An 18,323-nucleotide genomic window follows, 5' to 3' on the forward strand; every position below is an offset into this window, starting at 1 on the left:
CCCCCCCCCCCCCCCCCCCCCCCCCCCCCGCGGAACGACTTCCTGGGAAGGCGGACGTGGACACCCTGATTGACAACCTCGATCTCTGGGGCGATGCGCTGGGCAACACCGTGCTGCTGTTCGTGGTGAGCGGCGTCATGGCGCTGGTCCTCGGGACGATCGTGGGCGCGATGCGCGTCTCGCCCGTGCCGATCGCGCGCGCCGTCGGCACGGCGTACGTCAACCTCGTGCGCAACACGCCGCTGACCCTCATCTTCTTCTTCTTCGCGCTGGGCTTCCCGGCGCTCGACCTCGTCGACCTCAGCTACACCTCGCTGGCGATTCTCGCGCTCGGCTTCTACACGGCCACTTATGTCGCCGAGGCCCTGCGGGCGGGCATCAACACCGTCCCCGTCGGACAGGCCGAGGCGGCCCGCGCGATCGGGCTGCCGTTCGGTCAGGTGATGACGCTCATCGTTCTGCCTCAGGCGTTCCGCTCGATCGTCCCGCCGATGATGAGCGTGTTCATCGCGCTGCTCAAGAACACGACGGTCGCTGCGGGATTCTCGGTCGTGGAGCTCGGCTCGATGCGCGCGAACCTCTCCGAGCGTGGGGAACCGGCGATGGTCGTGCTGCTGTGGATCGCCGGATTCTTCGTCGCGATGGTCCTGCTGCTGTCGTGGCTGCAGCGAACGCTCGAGACCCGATGGAAGGTGCTGCGATGACCTCGGTCCTGTACGACGTCCCGGGTCCGAAGGCGATCCTGCGCAACCGCATCCTCGGCGCGCTCACCGTCGTGGTGCTCATCGCGCTGCTCGCGTGGGTCATCTGGCTGTTCATCGCCTCGGGTCAGTTCACGGCGCAGAAGTGGTCGGTGTTCTCCTACACCTACGTGTGGCAGAACCAGATCCTTCCGGCGCTGGTGCAGACAGTGCTCGCCTTCGCGACGGCGGGTGTCGGCTCCATCGTCTTCGCCTTCGTCCTCGCGGTCGGCCGGCTGTCGGACCACGCGTGGGTGCGCGTGCCGTTCACGGTGATCACCGAGGTGTTCCGCGCCGTCCCGGTTCTGATCATGATGATGATCCTGTACTACGGCCTGCCGTCGATCGGCGTCTCGATGTCGCCGTATGCGGCCGTGGTCATCGCGCTCATCGCCTACAACGGCTCGGTGATCGCCGAGGCGCTGCGCGCCGGCGTCCACTCGCTGCCGCGCGGTCAGAGCGAGGCCGGCTACGCCATCGGCCTGCGCAAGTCGGGCGTCATGACGTTCATCCTGATGCCGCAGGCCGTGCGGGCGATGATGCCCGTCATCCTCGCCCAGCTGGTCGTGTGCCTCAAGGACACCGCGCTCGGCTCGATCATCACGTACGAGGAGCTGCTGTACGTGGCCAAGCTCATCGGCGGCAACCTGCAGACGGGCCGGCCGTACATCCCCGCGGCGATCATCATCGGCGGCATCTACATCGGGATGTGCCTCCTCCTCTCGCTGGTGGCGCGGCTCGTCGAGAAGCGCATGTCGAAGTCGCCGCGTGTGAAGGCCGCTCAGGACGCGATCGCCCCGCGTCTGCACCAGGAGTCGACCATCACCCAGGTCATCGCCCAGCAGGATGCGGACGTGTTCGCTTCGCGCGACGGTGGGGCGGGGCACGGCGACGGCCGCCTCTGACCCGCCGCTGACGACGCCCCCGCGGATCCCGGATCCGCGGGGGCGTCGTCGCTCCCCGGCGGGGACGGGAACCGCGACGAACTAGACTCGACTCTCGTGTCCGATGCACCCGAGATCACGCCAGAGGCCGTCGAGGCCGCGGTGGCCGATGCGCTCGCCGCCGTCGCCGCCGCCACCGACACCGCGTCGCTCAAGGCCGCCCGCGCCGCCCACCAGGGGGAGGGCAGCCCGCTCGCCGCGCTGAACGCGCAGATGCGTCACGTCGCCAAGGAGCACAAGGCCGAGTACGGCAAGCTCGTCGGCGCCGCGCGCGGCCGCGTGAACCAGGCGTTCGCGGCGCGCGAGGACGAGCTGGCGCAGGCCGAGCTCGCCGCGCGGCTCGAGGCCGAGCGCATCGACATCACCGCCGTCGCGAGCCGGACCCGCACGGGCGCGCGCCACCCCATGAGCCTGCTGCAGGAGCAGATCAGCGACATCTTCGTGGGCATGGGATGGGAGATCGCGGAGGGCCCCGAGCTCGAGCACGAGTGGTTCAACTTCGACGCCCTCAACCTCGACGAGGACCACCCCGCCCGCCAGATGCAGGACACCTTCTTCGTCGATCCGGTCGACCGCCACCTCGTCATGCGCACGCACACGAGCCCCGTGCAGATGCGCTCGATGCTCGAGCGCGACGTGCCGATCTACGTGCTGTGCCCGGGCAAGGTGTACCGCACCGACGAGTTCGACGCGACGCACCTGCCCGTCTTCACGCAGGCCGAGGGCCTGGTCGTCGACAAGGGCATCACGATGGCGCACCTGAAGGGCACGCTCGACCACCTCGCGCGCGAGCTGTTCGGCCCCGAGGCGAAGACCCGCCTGCGCACCAACTACTTCCCGTTCACGGAGCCGAGCGCCGAGTTCGACCTGTGGCACCCGACCTTCAAGGGCGGCGCGCGCTGGATCGAGTGGGGCGGCTGCGGCATGGTCAACCCGAACGTGCTGCGCGCGGCGGGGATCGACCCGGAGGTCTACAGCGGCTTCGCGTTCGGGATCGGGATCGAGCGGGCCCTCATGTTCCGCTCGGACGTGCAGGACATGCGCGACATGGCCGAGGGCGATGTGCGCTTCAGCGAGCAGTTCGGGATGGTGGTGTGATGCGCGTCCCGCTTTCGTGGCTGCGTGAGTTCGTCGAGGTCCCTCAGGACGCGACCCCGGAGGACGTCTTCGCGGCGCTCGTGTCGGTCGGCTTCGAGGAGGAGGAGGTCATCTCCTTCGACCTGACGGGGCCGATCGTTGTCGGGAAGGTGCTCGAGTTCGTCGAGGAGCCGCAGTCGAACGGCAAGACGATCCGCTGGTGCCAGGTCGACGTGGGCGAGGCGAACGGCGGCGTGCGCGGCATCGTGTGCGGCGCGTCCAACTTCGTCCAGGGCGACAAGGTCGTGGTGACGCTGCCGGGCGCCGTGCTGCCCGGCCCGTTCCCCATCGCGGCGCGCAAGACCTACGGGCACGTCTCCGACGGCATGATCGCCTCGGCCAAGGAGCTGGGCCTCGGCGACGAGCACTCCGGCATCATCCGGCTCGTCGAGTGGGGGATCGATCCCGAGGTGGGCACGGATGTCATCGCGCTGCTCGGCCTCGACGACGTCGCGGTCGACGTGAACGTCACCCCCGACCGCGGCTACGCCCTGTCGATCCGCGGCCTCGCGCGCGAGTACGCCCTCTCGACGGGCGCGCGCTTCATCGATCCTGGCCTGCGCGACGACGTCGCGGCGGCCTCCGGATTCCCCGTCGCGATCCGCGACGAGGCCCCGATCCGCGGCCGCATCGGCGCGAGCGAGTTCGTCACGCGCGTCGTGCGCGGCGTCGACGCCTCGCGGCCGACACCGCCTTGGATGGTGGCGCGGCTGTCGCTGGCAGGCGTGCGCTCGATCTCGCTGCTCGTCGACATCACCAACTACGTCATGATCGAGCTCGGCCAGCCCATCCACGGCTACGACCTCGACACCCTCGCGGGCGGCATCACCGTGCGCCGTGCGAGCGAGGGGGAGACCCTCGAGACGCTCGACGGCCAGACGCGCACGCTGTTCGCCGAGGACCTGCTCATCACCGACGAGTCCGGCCCGATCGGCCTGGCCGGCGTCATGGGCGGCGCGAAGACGGAGATGAGCGCCGCCACGACGAACGTGCTCGTGGAGGCGGCGACGTTCGATCAGGTCTCGATCGCGCGCACGGCGCGTCGGCACAAGCTGCCGAGCGAGGCGTCGCGCCGCTTCGAGCGCGGCGTCGATCCGCTCATCGCGCCCGTCGCGGCGCAGCGCGTCGTGGACCTCATGGTGGAGCTGGCCGGCGGCACCGCCGACGCGCTCGGCTCGTCGGTCGGCGCCGTCGTCGAGCCCGAGCCCATCGCCCTTCCTGCGGCGTTCGTGCCCGGCCTCATCGGCGTGGACTACGCGCCGGAGCGCATCCGCGAGACGCTCGAGCTCATCGGCTGCGCCGTCGCCGACGCCGCCGACGGCTGGACCGTCACGCCGCCGTCCTGGCGCCCGGATCTCACGGACAAGTGGACGCTGGCCGAGGAGGTCGCGCGCGTCGACGACGTCGACAAGGTGCCCTCGATCCTGCCCACCCCGCCCTCGGGCCGCGGATACACACCCGCGCAGCAGGGACGCCGCCGCGTCGCGAACGCCCTCGCCGCGTCCGGCTTCGTCGAGACGCCGTCGTTCCCGTTCGTGTCGGAGGCGCAGAACGACCTGCACGGATCGGCGACCGGGGAGGAGCTGCCGAGCATCCGGCTGGCCAACGCGCTCGACCAGACGGCGCCGTTCCTGCGCCGCTCGCTCGTGCCTGGCCTGCTGCAGACCGCGCACCGCAACCTGTCGCGCGGCATGACCGATCTCGCGCTGTTCGAGGTGGGCAGCGTCTTCCTGCCGGAGCCCGGCGTGGACTACGGCACCGACGTGAACCCGCCGCGCGGGGAGCGCCCCTCGGACGACATGATCGCGCGCCTGCGCGCCGCCGTGCCGCCGCAGCCGCGTCACGTCGCGCTGCTGCTGGCGGGCAACGTCGCGCCCAAGCAGCCGGGCCGCGCGGCCGAGGCCGCGGGCCTCGAGGTCGCGCTCGACGCCGTCCGCACGATCGCGGTGGCGGCGGGCGTCGAGATCGACGTGGCGCAGGGTGCGCGCGCCGCGCTGCACCCGGGCCGCGCGGGCGTGCTGTCGGTCGGCGGCACCGAGGTCGGCTACGTGGGCGAGCTGCTGCCGCAGGTGGCCGCGGACGCCGACCTGCCCGGCCGCGTCACGGTGGCCGAGCTCGATCTCGACCTGCTCCTGTCGCTTGCGGGCGAGCGGGTCGTCGTGGCCTCGCTGTCGACGTATCCCGCCGCCACGCAGGACGTCTCGCTCGTCGTGGATGCCGCGCTGCCGGCCGCCGAGCTGCGCGCCGCGCTGGTCGAGGGCGCGGGGGAGCTGCTCGAGTCGATCCGCCTCGTGGACGACTACCGCGGCGAGGGAGTGGCCGAGGGATCGAAGAGCCTCACGTTCGCGCTGCGCTTCCGTGCCCCCGACCGCACCCTCACGGCGGCCGAGGCGACCGAGGCGAAGCTCGCGGGCGTCTCCCTGGCCGAGACGCGCTTCGACGCCAAGCTCCGCGACTGACCCGCGAGAATCCACTTGCGCGCCGAGAATCCAGTCACCCATGGATTCTCGGCGCGGCGGTGGATTCTCGACGTTCGAGCGCGGCTCGCAGCGTGAGCAGGGGGTGCTCGGATCGCGGGCGGAGAGGGCGCAGGCCAGCGGTTCGCAGGATCGCGTCGAAGGGATCGACGAGGCGAACGTCCGCATGCCCCCAGCGCGCGAACCCGGCGACGTGCCGACGCAGCTCGTCCTCACGCCGTTTCTCCTCCCAGACCGCCGTGGCGCCGTCCCCGTGGGTCCCGTCATACTTCACGCGCCCGTCCGCTTCGCCGATCACGCGCTCCTCGGGCCAGAACATGTCGGCGCGGTAGTGCAAGCCGTCGCTCGGATGGAAGGCCACCTGCAGGTCGGGCTGCGGGTACCCGAGCCACTCGATGACCGCGCGGCTGATCGACTCGAGCGCGCTCTCCGCGAGCGGCGTGGCGCGCTCGAGCGCCCAGCGAGCCGCGGCGCGGCCGCGGCTGCTCGCGCGATCCTCGTTCCGCGCGAGGAGCAGGTCGTGCGCACCCCCTCCGATTGATCGCAGCACGGCATCGGCGGTCATCAGGGCGATGGCAGGATGCCGTGCGCGTGCAATGTCGACCGCGAGCTCTTCCGGTGCGACGACGAGGATGCCGTCCTCGCGGCGCATCCGCCTCTCCTCGCCGGTCACGTGGAAACGCACGCCCGCGACCCGTCGACCCGCCGCGGTGCCCGGGGAGAGGACATGCACGTCATCGAGGCGACCGGCGACGGGGAGCCCGTAGAGCACCGCCGCTGCCTCGAGCATGAAGATGGCGTCGGGATGCGTGGCGGCGTAGGCGTGCACCCGAGCGAGATAGCGCTCCGACGGGCGCAGCGTGTGCCACGCGGCCGCGGGTGCGAACACACCGCGACTCACACGATGCAGCTCACCGCGCCGATGAGCCGCGTCCAGGCGGGAAGCCGAGTCTGCCCGGCGGAGAAGCGGAAGGGGCGCAGGACGCAGGGACCCCGAACGCATATCGACTCGTGCCATGCACCCACGCTCGCGCCTGCCTCGCCCTCGCCCCCGCGTTCCCCCTCAACCTGTGGACAGAATCCGCCCCACACCCCCCTGTGAACGCGCGCCGCCCCGCTTCCTCCGCTTCGCTGAGAATCCATTTGCGCGCCGAGAATCCAAGCGCCCGTGGATTCTCGGCGCGGGGTTGGATTCTCGCGGATCAGCGGATCAGCGGATCAGCGGATCGGCGGATCAGCCGGTCAGCGGGAGGGCCAGCGCCAGGGCGGTGCCTCGAGGGGCAGCTGGCCGACGACGCGCGTGCCCTCGCCTGTCGAGGTGAGCTCGACGCGCTCGCCGCCTGCGGCCTCCAGCGCCGCGGCGAGCCGGGCCGCATGCGTCACGACGAGCACCTGGGTCTCGTCCGACGCCTCGCGGATGAGCGCGGCGAGCGGATCGAGCAGGTCGGGGTGCAGGCTGGACTCCGGCTCGTTGAGCACGATGAGCGGGGCCGGGCGCGCGGGCCGCAGGGCCGCGATCAGCAGCAGGTAGCGCAGCGTGCCGTCCGACAGCTCCGCCGCCTCGAGCGGGCGCAGCAGCCCCCGCTGGTGCATGCGCAGGCGGAAGCGCCCGTCCTCGCCGGTCTCGACGGCGACGCGGGCGCCCGGAAAAGCCGCGGCGACGTCGGCGGCCAGATCGAGCCCCGCGTCCTCGGCGGACGCCCACGTGGCCGCGAGGTCGGCGCCGTCGTGCGCGAGGTGGCGCACGCGCGTGCCGACCTGCGGCTGCCGCGCGGGCGCGTCCCTGTCGGTGCGGAAGTGGTCGTAGAAGCGCCACGACGACAGCGTGCGGCGCAGCGCGAGCAGCTCGGGGCCCGCGTCGGTGTCGGCCACGTCGGTCAGGATCGACTCGTGCGGCGCAAGGGCGCCCGGCAGCGCGCGCCACGCGTCCTCGCGCACCCGCACGCCCGCGCGGTCGCGGTCCACGAACGTCGTCGCCGGCTTCGCGAGCGGCCCCGCGAACACCTGCTCGCGCTTGATCTCCGCATCGCGCACGAACAGCGAGCGCGAGTCGATCTGCGGCAGCCCCAGGTCGACGAGATAGCCGAGCTCCTCGGAGGCGAAGCCGAGCCGCAGCGACACCGGCCCGCGCCGCACCGTCCCGCTCGCCGATCCCAGCGTCTCGGGCCCGGCCCACAGCGCCGACGACAGCCCGCCCTCCTCGGCGAGAGCGGCGATCGTGCGCCCCTGCGCGGCGGCGGCCAGCAGGCGCAGCGAGCGGTACAGGCTGCTCTTGCCCGATCCGTTCCCTCCCGTCACGACGGTCGCCCTGCCCAGCGGCACGACGAGATCGACGAGGGAGCGGTAGCCGGCCACGGCAAGAGCGGTGATCACCCGCCCATCCTGCCGCGCGCCGCCGACATCCGCGGGCTCAGGCCCTCCCGTGCTCGCCGCGCAGCGGCACGAAGCGCACGGGGCCCAGATCGTCCGGCTCCTCGCGGTCGCCGCGGCGCGTGACGCGCACGAGCTGCTGCCAGCCCGCATGGCGCTCCCGCGGCATGACGATGCGCCCGCCGTCCGCGAGCTGCGCGCGCCACGGCGGCGGGATGTCGGGGGCCGCAGCGGCGGAGAGGATCGCGTCGAAGGGCGCGTGCTCCGGCAGCCCGCGCGAGCCGTCGCCGACGACGACGCGCACGTGGGCCGCGCTCGCGGCGTCGAGCGCCGCCCGCGCCCGCTCCGCGAGGTCGGGCACGTACTCCACCGACCACACCCGCGCGCCCATCGCCGCATACACCGCCGCCGCGTAGCCCGATCCGGTGCCGACGTCGAGCACGCGGTCGCCGGGGGAGATCCGCGCGGCCTCCGCCGTGAGCGCCACGATGAACGGCTGCGAGATCGTCTGGCCGTGCCCGATCGGCAGCGGGGAGTCGGCGTAGGCGTCGTCGGCGAGGTGATCGGGCACGAAGAGCTCGCGCGGCACGCGCGCCATCGCCTCGAGCACGCGGGCGTCGCGGATGCCGCGCGCCCTGAGGTGCCGCGCGACCATCCGCTCCCGCGCCGCGTCGTGCGGTGAGGAGGGCCCGGGTCCGGACGATTTGCTCATGCGCACACCGCGTGATCCACGGTACGCGCGCCGTCGCGCCGCGGACAGGCGCCGTGCTAGCCTGCCGCACATGACCTCGACCGCGATGGATGCGCAGCTCGTTCCGAGCAGCGCCGTCGCGCTCCGACGTCCGCGCGCCCGCCGAATCTAGGCGGCCCGCGACGTGCCGGCGTGTCCGGGGGAGCGGTGCCGCCGTTGATCAGGCACCCATTCCCACGGACATAAGGTAGAGATCATGACCTATTCGGTCGCCGTCTCCGGCGCATCTGGCTACGCGGGTGGGGAGATCCTGCGCCTGCTCGCCGAGCACCCCGACGTCGAGATCCGCACGGTCACCGCCCATTCGAACGCGGGCGACCCGCTCATCGCGCACCAGCCGCACCTGCGCTCGCTGCGTCACCTCGAGCTGCAGCCCACGACGCCCGAGACGCTCTCGGGCCACGACGTCGTCTTCCTCGCGCTGCCGCACGGGCAGTCGGGCCAGTACACCGGCGCGCTCGGCGATGCCGCGCTCGTCATCGACGCGGGCGCGGATCACCGCCTCACCTCGCGCGAGGACTGGGACGCCTTCTACGGCGGCGGCTTCCACGACGCGTGGGCCTACGGCGTGCCAGAGCTGATCGTCGGCGGCGCCAAGCAGCGCGAGACCCTGCGGGGCGCGACGCGCATCGCCGCCCCGGGCTGCAACGCCTCGACGGTGTCGCTGAGCATGGCCCCGGGCGTCGCGGCGGGCGTGATCGACCCCGGCGACATCGTCGCGGTGCTCGCGGTCGGGCCCTCGGGCGCGGGCAAGAGCCTCAAGCCGCACCTGCTGGGCAGCGAGATCCTCGGCACGGCCAACCCGTATGCCGTCGGCGGCACGCACCGGCACATCCCCGAGATCCGGCAGGCGCTGCGGGCGGCGGGGGCCGCCGACCCGCGCGTGTCGTTCACCCCGGTGATCGTGCCGATGGCGCGCGGCATCCTCGCCACGACGAGCGCCCCCATCGCGCCCGGTGCGAGCGATGCCGACATCCGCGGCGCGTGGGAGGCCGCCTACGGCGACGAGACCTTCGTGCAGCTGCTGCCCGAGGGGCAGATGCCCCGCACGGCCGACGTGCTCGGCGCGAACACCGCGCTGATGGGGCTGGCGATCGACCGGGCCGCGAACCGCGTGGTCGTCGTCGCGGCGGTCGACAACCTCACGAAGGGAACCGCGGGGGCCGCGATCCAGTCCATGAACCTCGCGCTGGGCCTGCCCGAGGGCACTGCGCTGACCGTGAACGGAGTGGCGCCGTGAGCGTGACCGCACCCGCAGGATTCGAGGCGGCCGGGGTCGCCGCCGGGCTGAAGTCGACCGGGAAGCCGGACGTGGCCGTCGTCGTCAACCGCGGTCCGCTCAAGACCGGCGCCGCCGTGTTCACGAGCAACCGCGCCAAGGCCAACCCGATCCTGTGGTCGCAGGAGGCCGTCAAGGACGGCGCCGTCGAGGCGGTCGTGCTGAACTCCGGCGGTGCCAACTGCTTCACGGGATCGTTCGGCTTCCAGACCACGCACCAGACCGCCGAGAGGGCGGCCGAGCTGCTGGGCGTGAGCGCCGGCGACGTGCTCGTGTGCTCGACGGGGCTGATCGGCACGGGCGACGAGGTCTTCCGCGCCAGGGTGCTCGCCGGAACGGAGGCCGCGATCGGCGCGCTGTCGGCCGGCGGCGGCGCCGACGCGGCCGCCGCCATCATGACGACCGACACCGTGCCGAAGACCGCCGTGCGGCGCGGCGACGGATGGACGATCGGCGGCATGGCGAAGGGCGCCGGCATGCTCGCGCCGGGCCTGGCGACGATGCTCGTCGTGCTCACGACCGACGCCGTGCTCACACCCGAGCAGACCGATGGGCACCTGCGCGCCGCGACCCGCGTGACGTTCGACCGGCTCGACTCCGACGGCGCCATGTCGACGAACGACCAGGTGACGCTCCTGGCGAGCGGCGCCGCGGGCGTCGAGCCGGACGGCGAGGCGTTCCGCGCCGCGCTCACCGAGCTGTGCGCCGATCTCGCCACCCAGCTGATGGCCGACGCGGAGGGCGCGAGCCACGAGATCACGATCGAGGTGCGCGGCGCCGCCACCGAGGACGACGCCGTCGAGGTGGGCCGCGCGCTCGCCCGCAACGGCCTCTTCAAGACCGCGATCTTCGGCAACGACCCCAACTGGGGCCGCGTGCTCGCGGCGATCGGCACGACGAGCGCCGCCTTCGACCCCTACAACGTGGACGTGTGGATGAACGGCGTGCGCGTGTGCAGCCAGGGCGGCCCGGATCGCCCGCGCGAGGAGGTCGACCTCACGCCGCGCGCGACGCGCGTCGAGATCGACCTGTTCGCGGGCGACGCCTCCGCCGTCATCCTGACGAACGACCTCACCCACGCGTACGTCCACGAGAACAGCGCCTACAGCTCATGAGCGAGATCGACCTGCAGCACACCACGCCCGAGGAGGCCGCCGTCAAGGCGACCACCCTCATCGAGTCGCTGCCGTGGCTCAAGCAGTACCGCGACGAGGTGGTCGTCGTGAAGTACGGCGGCAACGCGATGATCAGCGAGGAGCTGCAGGACGCCTTCGCCGAGGACATCGCGTACCTGCGCTATGTCGGCATCAAGCCGGTCGTCGTGCACGGCGGCGGACCGCAGATCTCGAGCATGCTCGACCGGCTGGCGATCCCCAGCGAGTTCAAGGGCGGCTACCGCGTCACCTCGACCGAGGCGATCTCCGTCGTGCGCATGGTGCTGACGGGCCAGATCAACCCGCAGCTGGTGGCGAAGATCAACTCGCACGGTCCCTTCGCCGTCGGCCTGTCGGGCGAGGACGCGGCGCTGTTCGGCGGCCGCCGCCGCGGCGTCGTCATCGACGGCGTCGAGCAGAGCCTGGGCCGCGTCGGCGACGTCGTCCAGGTCGACCCGACCCCCGTGGTCGATCACCTCAAGGCGGATCGGATCCCCGTGGTCGCGGGCGTCGCGCCGGACCTCGACAACCCGGGGCAGACGCTCAACATCAACGCCGACGCCGCCGCCTCCGCCCTCGCCCGGGCGCTCGGCGCGAAGAAGCTCGTCATCCTGACGGACGTCCCCGGCCTGTACGCCGACTGGCCCAACCGCGACTCGCTCGTCTCGCACCTGCGCGCGGCCGAGCTGCGCGAGCTCATGCCCAAGCTGGAATCGGGCATGATCCCGAAGATGCAGGCGTGCCTCGACGCGGTCGAGGGCGGCGTGCAGAAGGCGTCGATCATCGACGGCCGGGTGGCCCACTCGGTCCTCGTCGAGCTGTTCACCAGCGAGGGCATCGGAACGGAGGTCTCGGCATGCGCCGTACTGAGCGACCGGAGGGAGTCGAAGTGACGAACGCGGACTGGAAGGCGGCCGCCGAGCGCGACCTCATGAACCTGGGCGCGCGCCCGCGGCTGTTCGAGCGCGGCGAGGGCTCCCACGTGTGGGACGACGAGGGCACCCGCTACCTCGACTTCCTCGGCGGCATCGCCGTGAACGGCCTCGGGCACGCGCACCCCGTGTTCGTCGAGGCGGTCTCGCGCCAGGCGGCCACGCTCGCCCACGTGTCGAACTACTTCACCTCGGGCCCGCAGCTCGAGCTCGCCGCCCGCCTGAAGCGGCTCGCCGGCACGGGCGAGTCCGGCCGCGTGTTCCTCGCCAACTCCGGCAGCGAGGCCAACGAGACGGCCATCAAGCTCGCGCGCCTGCACGGCAACCCGCGCGGCGCCCAGACGATCCTGTGCCTCGAGGGCGCCTTCCACGGCCGCACCACGGGCGCGCTCTCGCTCACGCCCAAGGCCGCGTACCAGGATCCGTTCGCGCCGCTGCTGCCGGGCGCCACGCCCATCGCGCGCACGATCGACGCGCTCGAGGCCGCCTTCGCCGCCGGCGGCGTCGCGGCGATCGTCATCGAGCCGATCCAGGGCGAGGCGGGCGTGCGCGAGCTGCCCGCCGGCTTCCTCGCCCGCGCCAGGGAGCTGGCGACGGAGCACGACGCGCTGCTCATCCTCGACGAGGTGCAGACCGGATCGGGCCGGACGGGGGAGTGGTTCGCCTTCCAGCTGCCCGGCATGCTGCCGGAGGGCGCGCTGCCCGACGCGGTGACCTTCGCCAAGAGCGTCGCGGCGGGCTTCCCGCTCGGCGGCCTCATCACGTTCGGCGCGGCGAGCGAGCTGTTCTACCCCGGCACCCACAACTCCACCTTCGGCGGCAACCCGCTCGCGGCGCACGTCGCGAACGCGGTGCTCGGCCACATCGAGGACGAGGGGCTGCTCGCGAACGTCGCGGCCCGCGGCGCGCAGCTGCGCGAGGCGGTCGAGGCCCTCCCGCTCGTGACGGGCACGCGGGGCGCCGGCCTGCTCATCGGCATCGCGCTGTCGGCGCCCGTGGCCGGCGATGTCGTCGCGGCGGCGCTGGAGCGCGGCCTGATCGTGAACGCCCCGGCGCCCGACACCATCCGCATCGCGCCCGCGTACACGATCGGGGACGCAGAGATCGAGGAGTTCCTCACCCTCTTCCGCGACGCGCTCGCCGCCGTCGCCGACCGCCAGACCCAGGAGACCGCCGCATGACCCGCCACTTCCTGCGCGACGACAGCATCACGCCCGCCGAGCAGTCCGAGATCCTCGATCTCGCGGCGCGGCTGAAGGCCGACCGCTGGTCGGAGCGGCCGCTCGAGGGCCCCCAGACGGTGGCGGTCATCTTCGACAAGTCCTCCACCCGCACCCGGGTCTCGTTCGCCGTCGGCATCGCCGACCTCGGGGGCATCCCTCTCATCATCTCGACGGCCAACAGCCAGCTGGGCGGCAAGGAGACCCCCGCCGACACGGCGCGCGTGCTCGAGCGCCAGGTGGCCGCGATCGTGTGGCGCACCTACGCGCAGGCGGGCCTCGAGGAGATGGCCGAGGGCACGCGCGTGCCCGTCGTCAACGCGCTCAGCGACGACTTCCACCCGTGCCAGCTGCTCGCCGACCTGCTCACCATCCGCGAGCACAAGGGCGAGCTCAAGGGCCTCACGCTGTCGTTCTTCGGCGACGGCCGCAGCAACATGGCGCACTCCTACGCGCTCGCGGGCGCCATGGCCGGCATGCACGTGCGCATCGCCTCGCCCGAGTCGTACGCCCCGCGCGAGGACATCGTGGCCGACGCCGACCGGATCGGTGCCCAGACGGGCGGATCCGTCACGCTCCTGACCGATCCGCTCGAGGCCGCGGCCGGCGCCGACGTGGTCGTGACCGACACGTGGGTGTCGATGGGCAAGGAGGAGGAGAAGCTCGCGCGGCTGCGCGACCTCGGGGCGTACAAGGTGACGCAGGAGACGATGTCCCTCGCCGATCCCGGCGCCGTCTTCATCCACTGCCTGCCCGCCGATCGCGGCTACGAGGTCGACGCCGACGTGATCGACGGCCCGCAGAGCGTCATCTGGGACGAGGCCGAGAACCGCCTGCACGCCCAGAAGGCGCTGCTCGTCTGGCTGCTGAAACAGCAGTGACATGACGGCGGGGCCGGTGGCGCGCGGGGCATGGCTCCGCCGCAACTGGGCGCGCCTCGACGGCCCCGGCCGCGAGGCCGGCGTCGATCTGGCACGCGGGATCGCCATGATCGGCATGTTCGCGGCCCACATGGTGGAGCTGCCGGCGTTCCGCTGGACCGAGCCGGCGAGCTGGCCGGGAATCGCGAACGGGCACTCGTCGATCCTCTTCGCCACGCTGGCCGGCGTCTCGATCGCCCTCGTCACGGGCGGGCCGCGCGGCATCGACCCGCACGCCGCGACCGCGGCCCGGTGGCGCCTCGTCGTGCGCGCGCTGTGCATCTGGACCCTCGGCGTCCTCCTCGCCGCCACCCCCGTGCCGATCATCGTGATCGTGCCCGCGTACGGGATCCTGTTCCTCCTCGCCGTGCCCGCGATCCGCTGGCGCCCGCCCGCCCTTTTCGCGGCGGCTGCGGTCATCGCGCTCGCCGCGCCGTTCGCCGTGCACGCCATCGACGCGGCGCCGTTCTGGGACACCGCGTCGGGCATCGCCGTGGACGGCGCGCTCGGGTGGAACTACCCGTTCCTGCTGTGGGCGGCGTTCGTCGCGCTGGGGCTCGGGATCGGCCGGCTGCGGCTGCGCGAGCCTGTGACTGCGCTGCTGCTGCTCGCCGCGGGAATCGTGCTCACGGCCCTCGGCGAGGGCGTGATCGCGCACTGGGCCGCGGCCGACGGGTGGCGCGCCGCGCTCGACGCGCAGCCGCACTCGAGCGGCGTCGGCGAGGCCGTCGGCTCCGGCGGCGTCGCGATGGCCGCGATCGCGCTGTGCGTGCTGCTGTGCCGCACGCCGCTGCGGTGGCTCGCCCTGCCGCTGCGCGCGGTGGGCTCGATGCCGCTGAGCGCCTACACGGCGCAGTTCGTCGTGTGGGTCGCGGTCGCCGGATCCAGCCCCGATCCGCTCGCCTTCCGCGCCACGGAGCCGTTCTGGCCGTTCACGATCGCGACGATCCTCGCCTGCACGGCATGGGCGGTGCTCGTGGGCCGCGGGCCGCTGGAATGGGGGATCGGCCGCCTCGCGGGCCTGGCCGCGGGCGACGGGCGAGGCCGCGCGGGCACACGCCCTAGGCTGGACGCGTGAGCACGAGCGGACACGGCACGAACGAGGGAGCCCTCTGGGGCGGACGATTCGCGAGCGGTCCCTCGCCCGAGCTGCAGGAGCTCAGCCGCTCCACCCACTTCGACTGGGCGCTCGCGCTCTACGACCTGCGCGGCTCGCACGCGCACGCGAAGGCGCTCGCCGCCGCCGGCTACCTCACGGCCGACGAGGAGCGGCGCATGCACGAGGGCCTCGACGCCCTCGCCGCGCGCATCCAGGACGGCACCCTGCGCCCGCGCCCCGAGGACGAGGACGTGCACGGCGCGCTCGAGGCCGCGCTCATCGCCGAGGTCGGCGCCGATCTGGGCGGGCGCCTGCGCGCCGGGCGCAGCCGCAACGACCAGATCGCCACCCTCGTGCGGATGTACCTCATCGACCACGCGCGCATCGTGGCCAGGGAGGTGCTCGCCCTCGTCGACGCCCTCGTGGCGCAGGCCGATGCGCATCCGGCGGCGATCATGCCGGGCCGCACGCACCTGCAGCACGCGCAGCCGGTGCTGCTCGCGCACCACCTGCAGGCCCACGCGTGGCCGCTCGTGCGCGATCTCGAGCGCCTGCGCGACTGGCGCGCCCGGGCCGGGGCATCGCCGTACGGCGGGGGAGCGCTGGCCGGATCCACCCTCGGGCTCGACCCGCAGCTGGTGGCGACCGAGCTCGGCCTCGACCGTCCGTCCGAGAACTCGCTCGACGGCACCGCGGCGCGCGACGTCGTGGCGGAGTTCGCGTACATCGCGGCGCAGATCGGCCTCGACCTGTCGCGCCTGGCGGAGGAGATCATCCTCTGGAACACGCGCGAGTTCGGCTTCGTCACGCTCGACGACGGCTACTCGACCGGATCGAGCATCATGCCGCAGAAGAAGAACCCCGACATCGCCGAGCTCGCGCGCGGCAAGTCGGGCCGCCTCATCGGCAACCTCACGGGCCTGCTCGCCACGCTCAAGGCGCTGCCCCTGGCGTACAACCGCGACCTGCAGGAGGACAAGGAGCCGGTCTTCGACTCGGTCACGACCCTCGAGGTGCTGCTGCCGGCGTTCACGGGCATGGTCGCGACGCTCCGGTTCGACACCGACCGGATGGCGGCGCTCGCGCCCGAGGGCTTCTCGCTCGCGACCGACGTGGCCGAGTGGCTCGTGAAGCGGCGCGTGCCGTTCCGCGATGCGCACGAGATCTCCGGCGCCCTCGTCCGCGCGTGCGAGGAGCGCGGCATCGGGCTGGAGGACGCGGACGACGCGCTGCTCGCCTCGGTCTCGGAGCACCTCACGCCGGAGGTGCGCGAGGTGCTGACGATCGAGGGATCCGTCGGTTCGCGCGCCGGCGTCGGCGGCACCGCGCCCGAGCGGGTGGCCGAGCAGCGCGCCGAGCTCGTCGCCCGCGCGCAGCGGGCGGTGCACGCGCTCGGTCTGTGAGGCACGCGCGCGAGGCGCTCGCGAGGTGTGAACGTGCCGCTCGCCGGGCCGTTTAGGCTGGAGCGGTGACCGCAGTGACCGACGTCGCCGTGCAGGCGAACGACCCGACGTTCGACAACGTCTTCGACGAGCTGGTGTGGCGTGGCCTCGTCCACGTCTCGACCGATCCGGACGCGCTGCGCGAGCTGCTCGGCGGCGACCCGATCGTCTACTACTGCGGCTTCGATCCGACCGCGCCGAGCCTGCACCTGGGCAACCTCGTGCAGCTGCTCACCATGCGCCGGCTGCAGCTGGCCGGGCACCGGCCGCTGGGCCTCGTGGGCGGCGCGACCGGGCTCATCGGCGACCCGAAGCCGACGGCCGAGCGCACGCTGAACGACTCGGAGACGGTGGCGACGTGGGTGGCCCGGCTGCGCGGGCAGGTGGAGCGGTTCCTCAGCTTCGAGGGAGACAACGCCGCGCGCATCGTGAACAACCTCGACTGGACCGCGCCGCTGAGCGCCATCGACTTCCTGCGCGACATCGGCAAGCACTTCCGCGTCGGCACGATGCTGAAGAAGGACTCGGTGAGCGCGCGGCTGAACTCCGAATCGGGCATCAGCTACACGGAGTTCAGCTACCAGATCCTGCAGGGCATGGACTTCCTGCAGCTGTACCGCCAGTACGGCTGCGTGCTGCAGACGGGCGGCTCGGATCAGTGGGGCAACCTCACCAGCGGCACCGATCTCGTGCACCGCGTCGAGGGGACCTCGGTGCACGCGATCGGCACGCCGCTCATCACGGACGCCGACGGCAAGAAGTTCGGCAAGAGCGAGGGCAACGCGATCTGGCTCGATCCGGAGATGTGCAGCCCGTACGCGATGTACCAGTTCTGGCTCAACGCCGACGACTCGATCGTCGTGACGCTGCTCAAGGTCTTCACGTTCCTCACGCGCGCCGAGATCGAGGAGCTGGCCGCGCAGGTCGAGGCAGAACCCTTCCGCCGCGCCGCCCAGAAGCGCCTCGCCCTCGAGGTGACGACGACCGTGCACGGTGCCGATGCTGCGGCGAAGGCGATCGCCGCGTCGGAGGCGCTGTTCGGCAGGGGCGACCTGACCGCGCTGGATGCGAGCACGCTCGCGTCGGCGCTGAGCGAGCTGCCGAACGCGACGGTCCCGGCGGGGACGCCGGTGCTGCAGGCGCTCGTCGAGACGGGACTCGTCGCGTCGCTGTCCGAGGGGCGGCGCGCCATCGCGCAGGGCGGCGTCTCGATCGACGGGGTCAAGGTCGAGACCGAGGACACGACCGTGCCGGGCCGGCTGCCCGGGGGAGTGTCGGTGCTGCGCCGCGGCAAGAAGGCGCTCGCCGGCGTCTTCGTGCGCGCCTGACCCGCGCGGTCGCGGGCGACACGCCGTCGGGGCGCCCCGATTTGCCCGCTCCCGGGGATCCGCGTAATGTATTCCCTTGTCGCCGCCAAGCGGTGAGGTTGAGCCGGAAGGCTCCCACCCCAAGCAGGCGACACTCCCACCCGAACAGATGGCCTTGAGTCATCCGGTCTCGCGACCTAGGATGGGAGATCTCACTCCCGAGAGGCAGTCGAGCGACACGGCGTGTCGGTTTGACAGCCGGGCGGAGTGGGATAAGATAGTGAAGTTGCCCCTGAGGGCTGCAGGGGGACCTGCAGGGCTGGGTGCGTCCGATCCTTGAGAACTCAACAGCGTGCACTTGTCAAATGCCAAATAACCTCGTCGGCTGACTTCGGTCAGTCGTGAGATTCCTTTGGATCAATTTATGGATTGTCAGTTTTGACATCCTTTTTGGTCATGATTGAACTCGCTGCAGCAGTGACTGTTTTCCCGGTCTTGTTGTGGCATTCGTTTTTTACGGAGAGTTTGATCCTGGCTCAGGATGAACGCTG

Annotated in this window: 15 protein-coding genes; 12 read left to right on the forward strand and 3 right to left on the reverse strand. The window is 72.3% G+C overall.

Features of this window, described 5'->3' with window-relative positions; genetic code table 11:
- Nucleotides 1-56 precede the first annotated feature (56 nt).
- From ACODR5_RS12465 to pheT, 4 genes are all read left to right on the forward strand, one after another.
- The gene (locus ACODR5_RS12465; protein ID WP_449855036.1) at nt 57-704 is read left to right on the forward strand and encodes an amino acid ABC transporter permease; all 648 of its coding nucleotides are present in this window, start codon (nt 57-59) and stop codon (nt 702-704) included.
- The gene (locus ACODR5_RS12470) at nt 701-1,645 is read left to right on the forward strand and encodes an amino acid ABC transporter permease (RefSeq protein WP_460817257.1); all 945 of its coding nucleotides are present in this window, start codon (nt 701-703) and stop codon (nt 1,643-1,645) included. The genes ACODR5_RS12465 and ACODR5_RS12470 overlap by 4 nt, the downstream gene beginning before the upstream one ends.
- A gap of 96 nt (nt 1,646-1,741) precedes the next feature.
- Nucleotides 1,742-2,782 (forward strand): phenylalanine--tRNA ligase subunit alpha, encoded by a 1,041-nt coding sequence (gene pheS / locus ACODR5_RS12475; protein ID WP_449855034.1) that lies wholly within the window; start codon nt 1,742-1,744, stop codon nt 2,780-2,782.
- Nucleotides 2,782-5,280, forward strand: coding sequence for a phenylalanine--tRNA ligase subunit beta (gene pheT, locus ACODR5_RS12480; RefSeq protein ID WP_488983810.1), 2,499 nt, complete (start codon nt 2,782-2,784; stop codon nt 5,278-5,280). The genes pheS and pheT overlap by 1 nt, the downstream gene beginning before the upstream one ends.
- A 34-nt stretch (nt 5,281-5,314) precedes the next feature.
- On the opposite strand, the gene ACODR5_RS12485 is transcribed toward pheT, so the two are convergent.
- The 3 genes from ACODR5_RS12485 to ACODR5_RS12495 form a co-directional block, all read right to left on the reverse strand.
- On the reverse strand, nt 5,315-6,187 hold the full coding sequence (locus ACODR5_RS12485; protein WP_449855032.1) for a type IV toxin-antitoxin system AbiEi family antitoxin: 873 nt from the start codon (nt 6,185-6,187) through the stop codon (nt 5,315-5,317).
- A 353-nt stretch (nt 6,188-6,540) separates the two neighbouring features.
- Nucleotides 6,541-7,671, reverse strand: a complete 1,131-nt coding sequence (locus ACODR5_RS12490; protein ID WP_488983811.1) for an AAA family ATPase — start codon at nt 7,669-7,671, stop codon at nt 6,541-6,543.
- Nucleotides 7,672-7,708: 37 nt separating this feature from the next.
- Nucleotides 7,709-8,380, reverse strand: coding sequence for a protein-L-isoaspartate(D-aspartate) O-methyltransferase (locus ACODR5_RS12495; protein ID WP_488983812.1), 672 nt, complete (start codon nt 8,378-8,380; stop codon nt 7,709-7,711).
- Nucleotides 8,381-8,615: 235 nt separating this feature from the next.
- On the opposite strand from ACODR5_RS12495, the gene argC reads away from it, so the two are divergent.
- The 8 genes from argC to tyrS all read left to right on the forward strand — a co-directional run bounded on the left by argC (nt 8,616) and on the right by tyrS (nt 17,793).
- Nucleotides 8,616-9,659 (forward strand): N-acetyl-gamma-glutamyl-phosphate reductase, encoded by a 1,044-nt coding sequence (argC, locus tag ACODR5_RS12500; protein WP_488983813.1) that lies wholly within the window; start codon nt 8,616-8,618, stop codon nt 9,657-9,659.
- The gene (gene argJ / locus ACODR5_RS12505; protein WP_488983814.1) at nt 9,656-10,813 is read left to right on the forward strand and encodes a bifunctional glutamate N-acetyltransferase/amino-acid acetyltransferase ArgJ; all 1,158 of its coding nucleotides are present in this window, start codon (nt 9,656-9,658) and stop codon (nt 10,811-10,813) included. The genes argC and argJ overlap by 4 nt, the downstream gene beginning before the upstream one ends.
- Nucleotides 10,810-11,745: an acetylglutamate kinase gene (gene argB / locus ACODR5_RS12510; RefSeq protein WP_488983815.1), complete on the forward strand. Its 936-nt coding sequence runs from the start codon at nt 10,810-10,812 to the stop codon at nt 11,743-11,745. The genes argJ and argB overlap by 4 nt, the downstream gene beginning before the upstream one ends.
- Entirely contained in the window at nt 11,709-12,965 is a 1,257-nt protein-coding gene (locus ACODR5_RS12515; RefSeq protein WP_488983816.1) for an acetylornithine transaminase, read from the forward strand. The genes argB and ACODR5_RS12515 overlap by 37 nt, the downstream gene beginning before the upstream one ends.
- A complete protein-coding gene (argF, locus tag ACODR5_RS12520) occupies nt 12,962-13,885 on the forward strand; it encodes an ornithine carbamoyltransferase (RefSeq protein ID WP_488983817.1) in 924 nt (307 codons plus the stop codon). Before ACODR5_RS12515 ends, argF begins: the two co-directional genes overlap by 4 nt.
- A gap of 1 nt (nt 13,886) precedes the next feature.
- Nucleotides 13,887-15,002: a heparan-alpha-glucosaminide N-acetyltransferase domain-containing protein gene (locus ACODR5_RS12525; RefSeq protein WP_488983818.1), complete on the forward strand. Its 1,116-nt coding sequence runs from the start codon at nt 13,887-13,889 to the stop codon at nt 15,000-15,002.
- Nucleotides 14,999-16,426, forward strand: a complete 1,428-nt coding sequence (gene argH / locus ACODR5_RS12530; RefSeq protein WP_449855023.1) for an argininosuccinate lyase — start codon at nt 14,999-15,001, stop codon at nt 16,424-16,426. The genes ACODR5_RS12525 and argH overlap by 4 nt, the downstream gene beginning before the upstream one ends.
- A 65-nt stretch (nt 16,427-16,491) precedes the next feature.
- Nucleotides 16,492-17,793: a tyrosine--tRNA ligase gene (gene tyrS / locus ACODR5_RS12535; protein ID WP_449855022.1), complete on the forward strand. Its 1,302-nt coding sequence runs from the start codon at nt 16,492-16,494 to the stop codon at nt 17,791-17,793.
- Nucleotides 17,794-18,323: the final 530 nt, after the last annotated feature.

The sequence above is a fragment of the Microbacterium sp. FG3 genome, from assembly GCF_057809335.1.

Coding starts and splice junctions, on each gene's coding strand:
- ACODR5_RS12470 (WP_460817257.1), top strand. CDS start 701: ATGACCTCGGTCCTGTACGACGTCCCGGGTCCGAAGGCGATCCTGCGC.
- pheT (WP_488983810.1), top strand. CDS start 2,782: ATGCGCGTCCCGCTTTCGTGGCTGCGTGAGTTCGTCGAGGTCCCTCAG.
- ACODR5_RS12495 (WP_488983812.1), bottom strand. CDS start 8,380: ATGAGCAAATCGTCCGGACCCGGGCCCTCCTCACCGCACGACGCGGCG.
- argC (WP_488983813.1), top strand. CDS start 8,616: ATGACCTATTCGGTCGCCGTCTCCGGCGCATCTGGCTACGCGGGTGGG.
- argB (WP_488983815.1), top strand. CDS start 10,810: ATGAGCGAGATCGACCTGCAGCACACCACGCCCGAGGAGGCCGCCGTC.
- ACODR5_RS12515 (WP_488983816.1), top strand. CDS start 11,709: ATGCGCCGTACTGAGCGACCGGAGGGAGTCGAAGTGACGAACGCGGAC.
- argF (WP_488983817.1), top strand. CDS start 12,962: ATGACCCGCCACTTCCTGCGCGACGACAGCATCACGCCCGCCGAGCAG.
- ACODR5_RS12525 (WP_488983818.1), top strand. CDS start 13,887: ATGACGGCGGGGCCGGTGGCGCGCGGGGCATGGCTCCGCCGCAACTGG.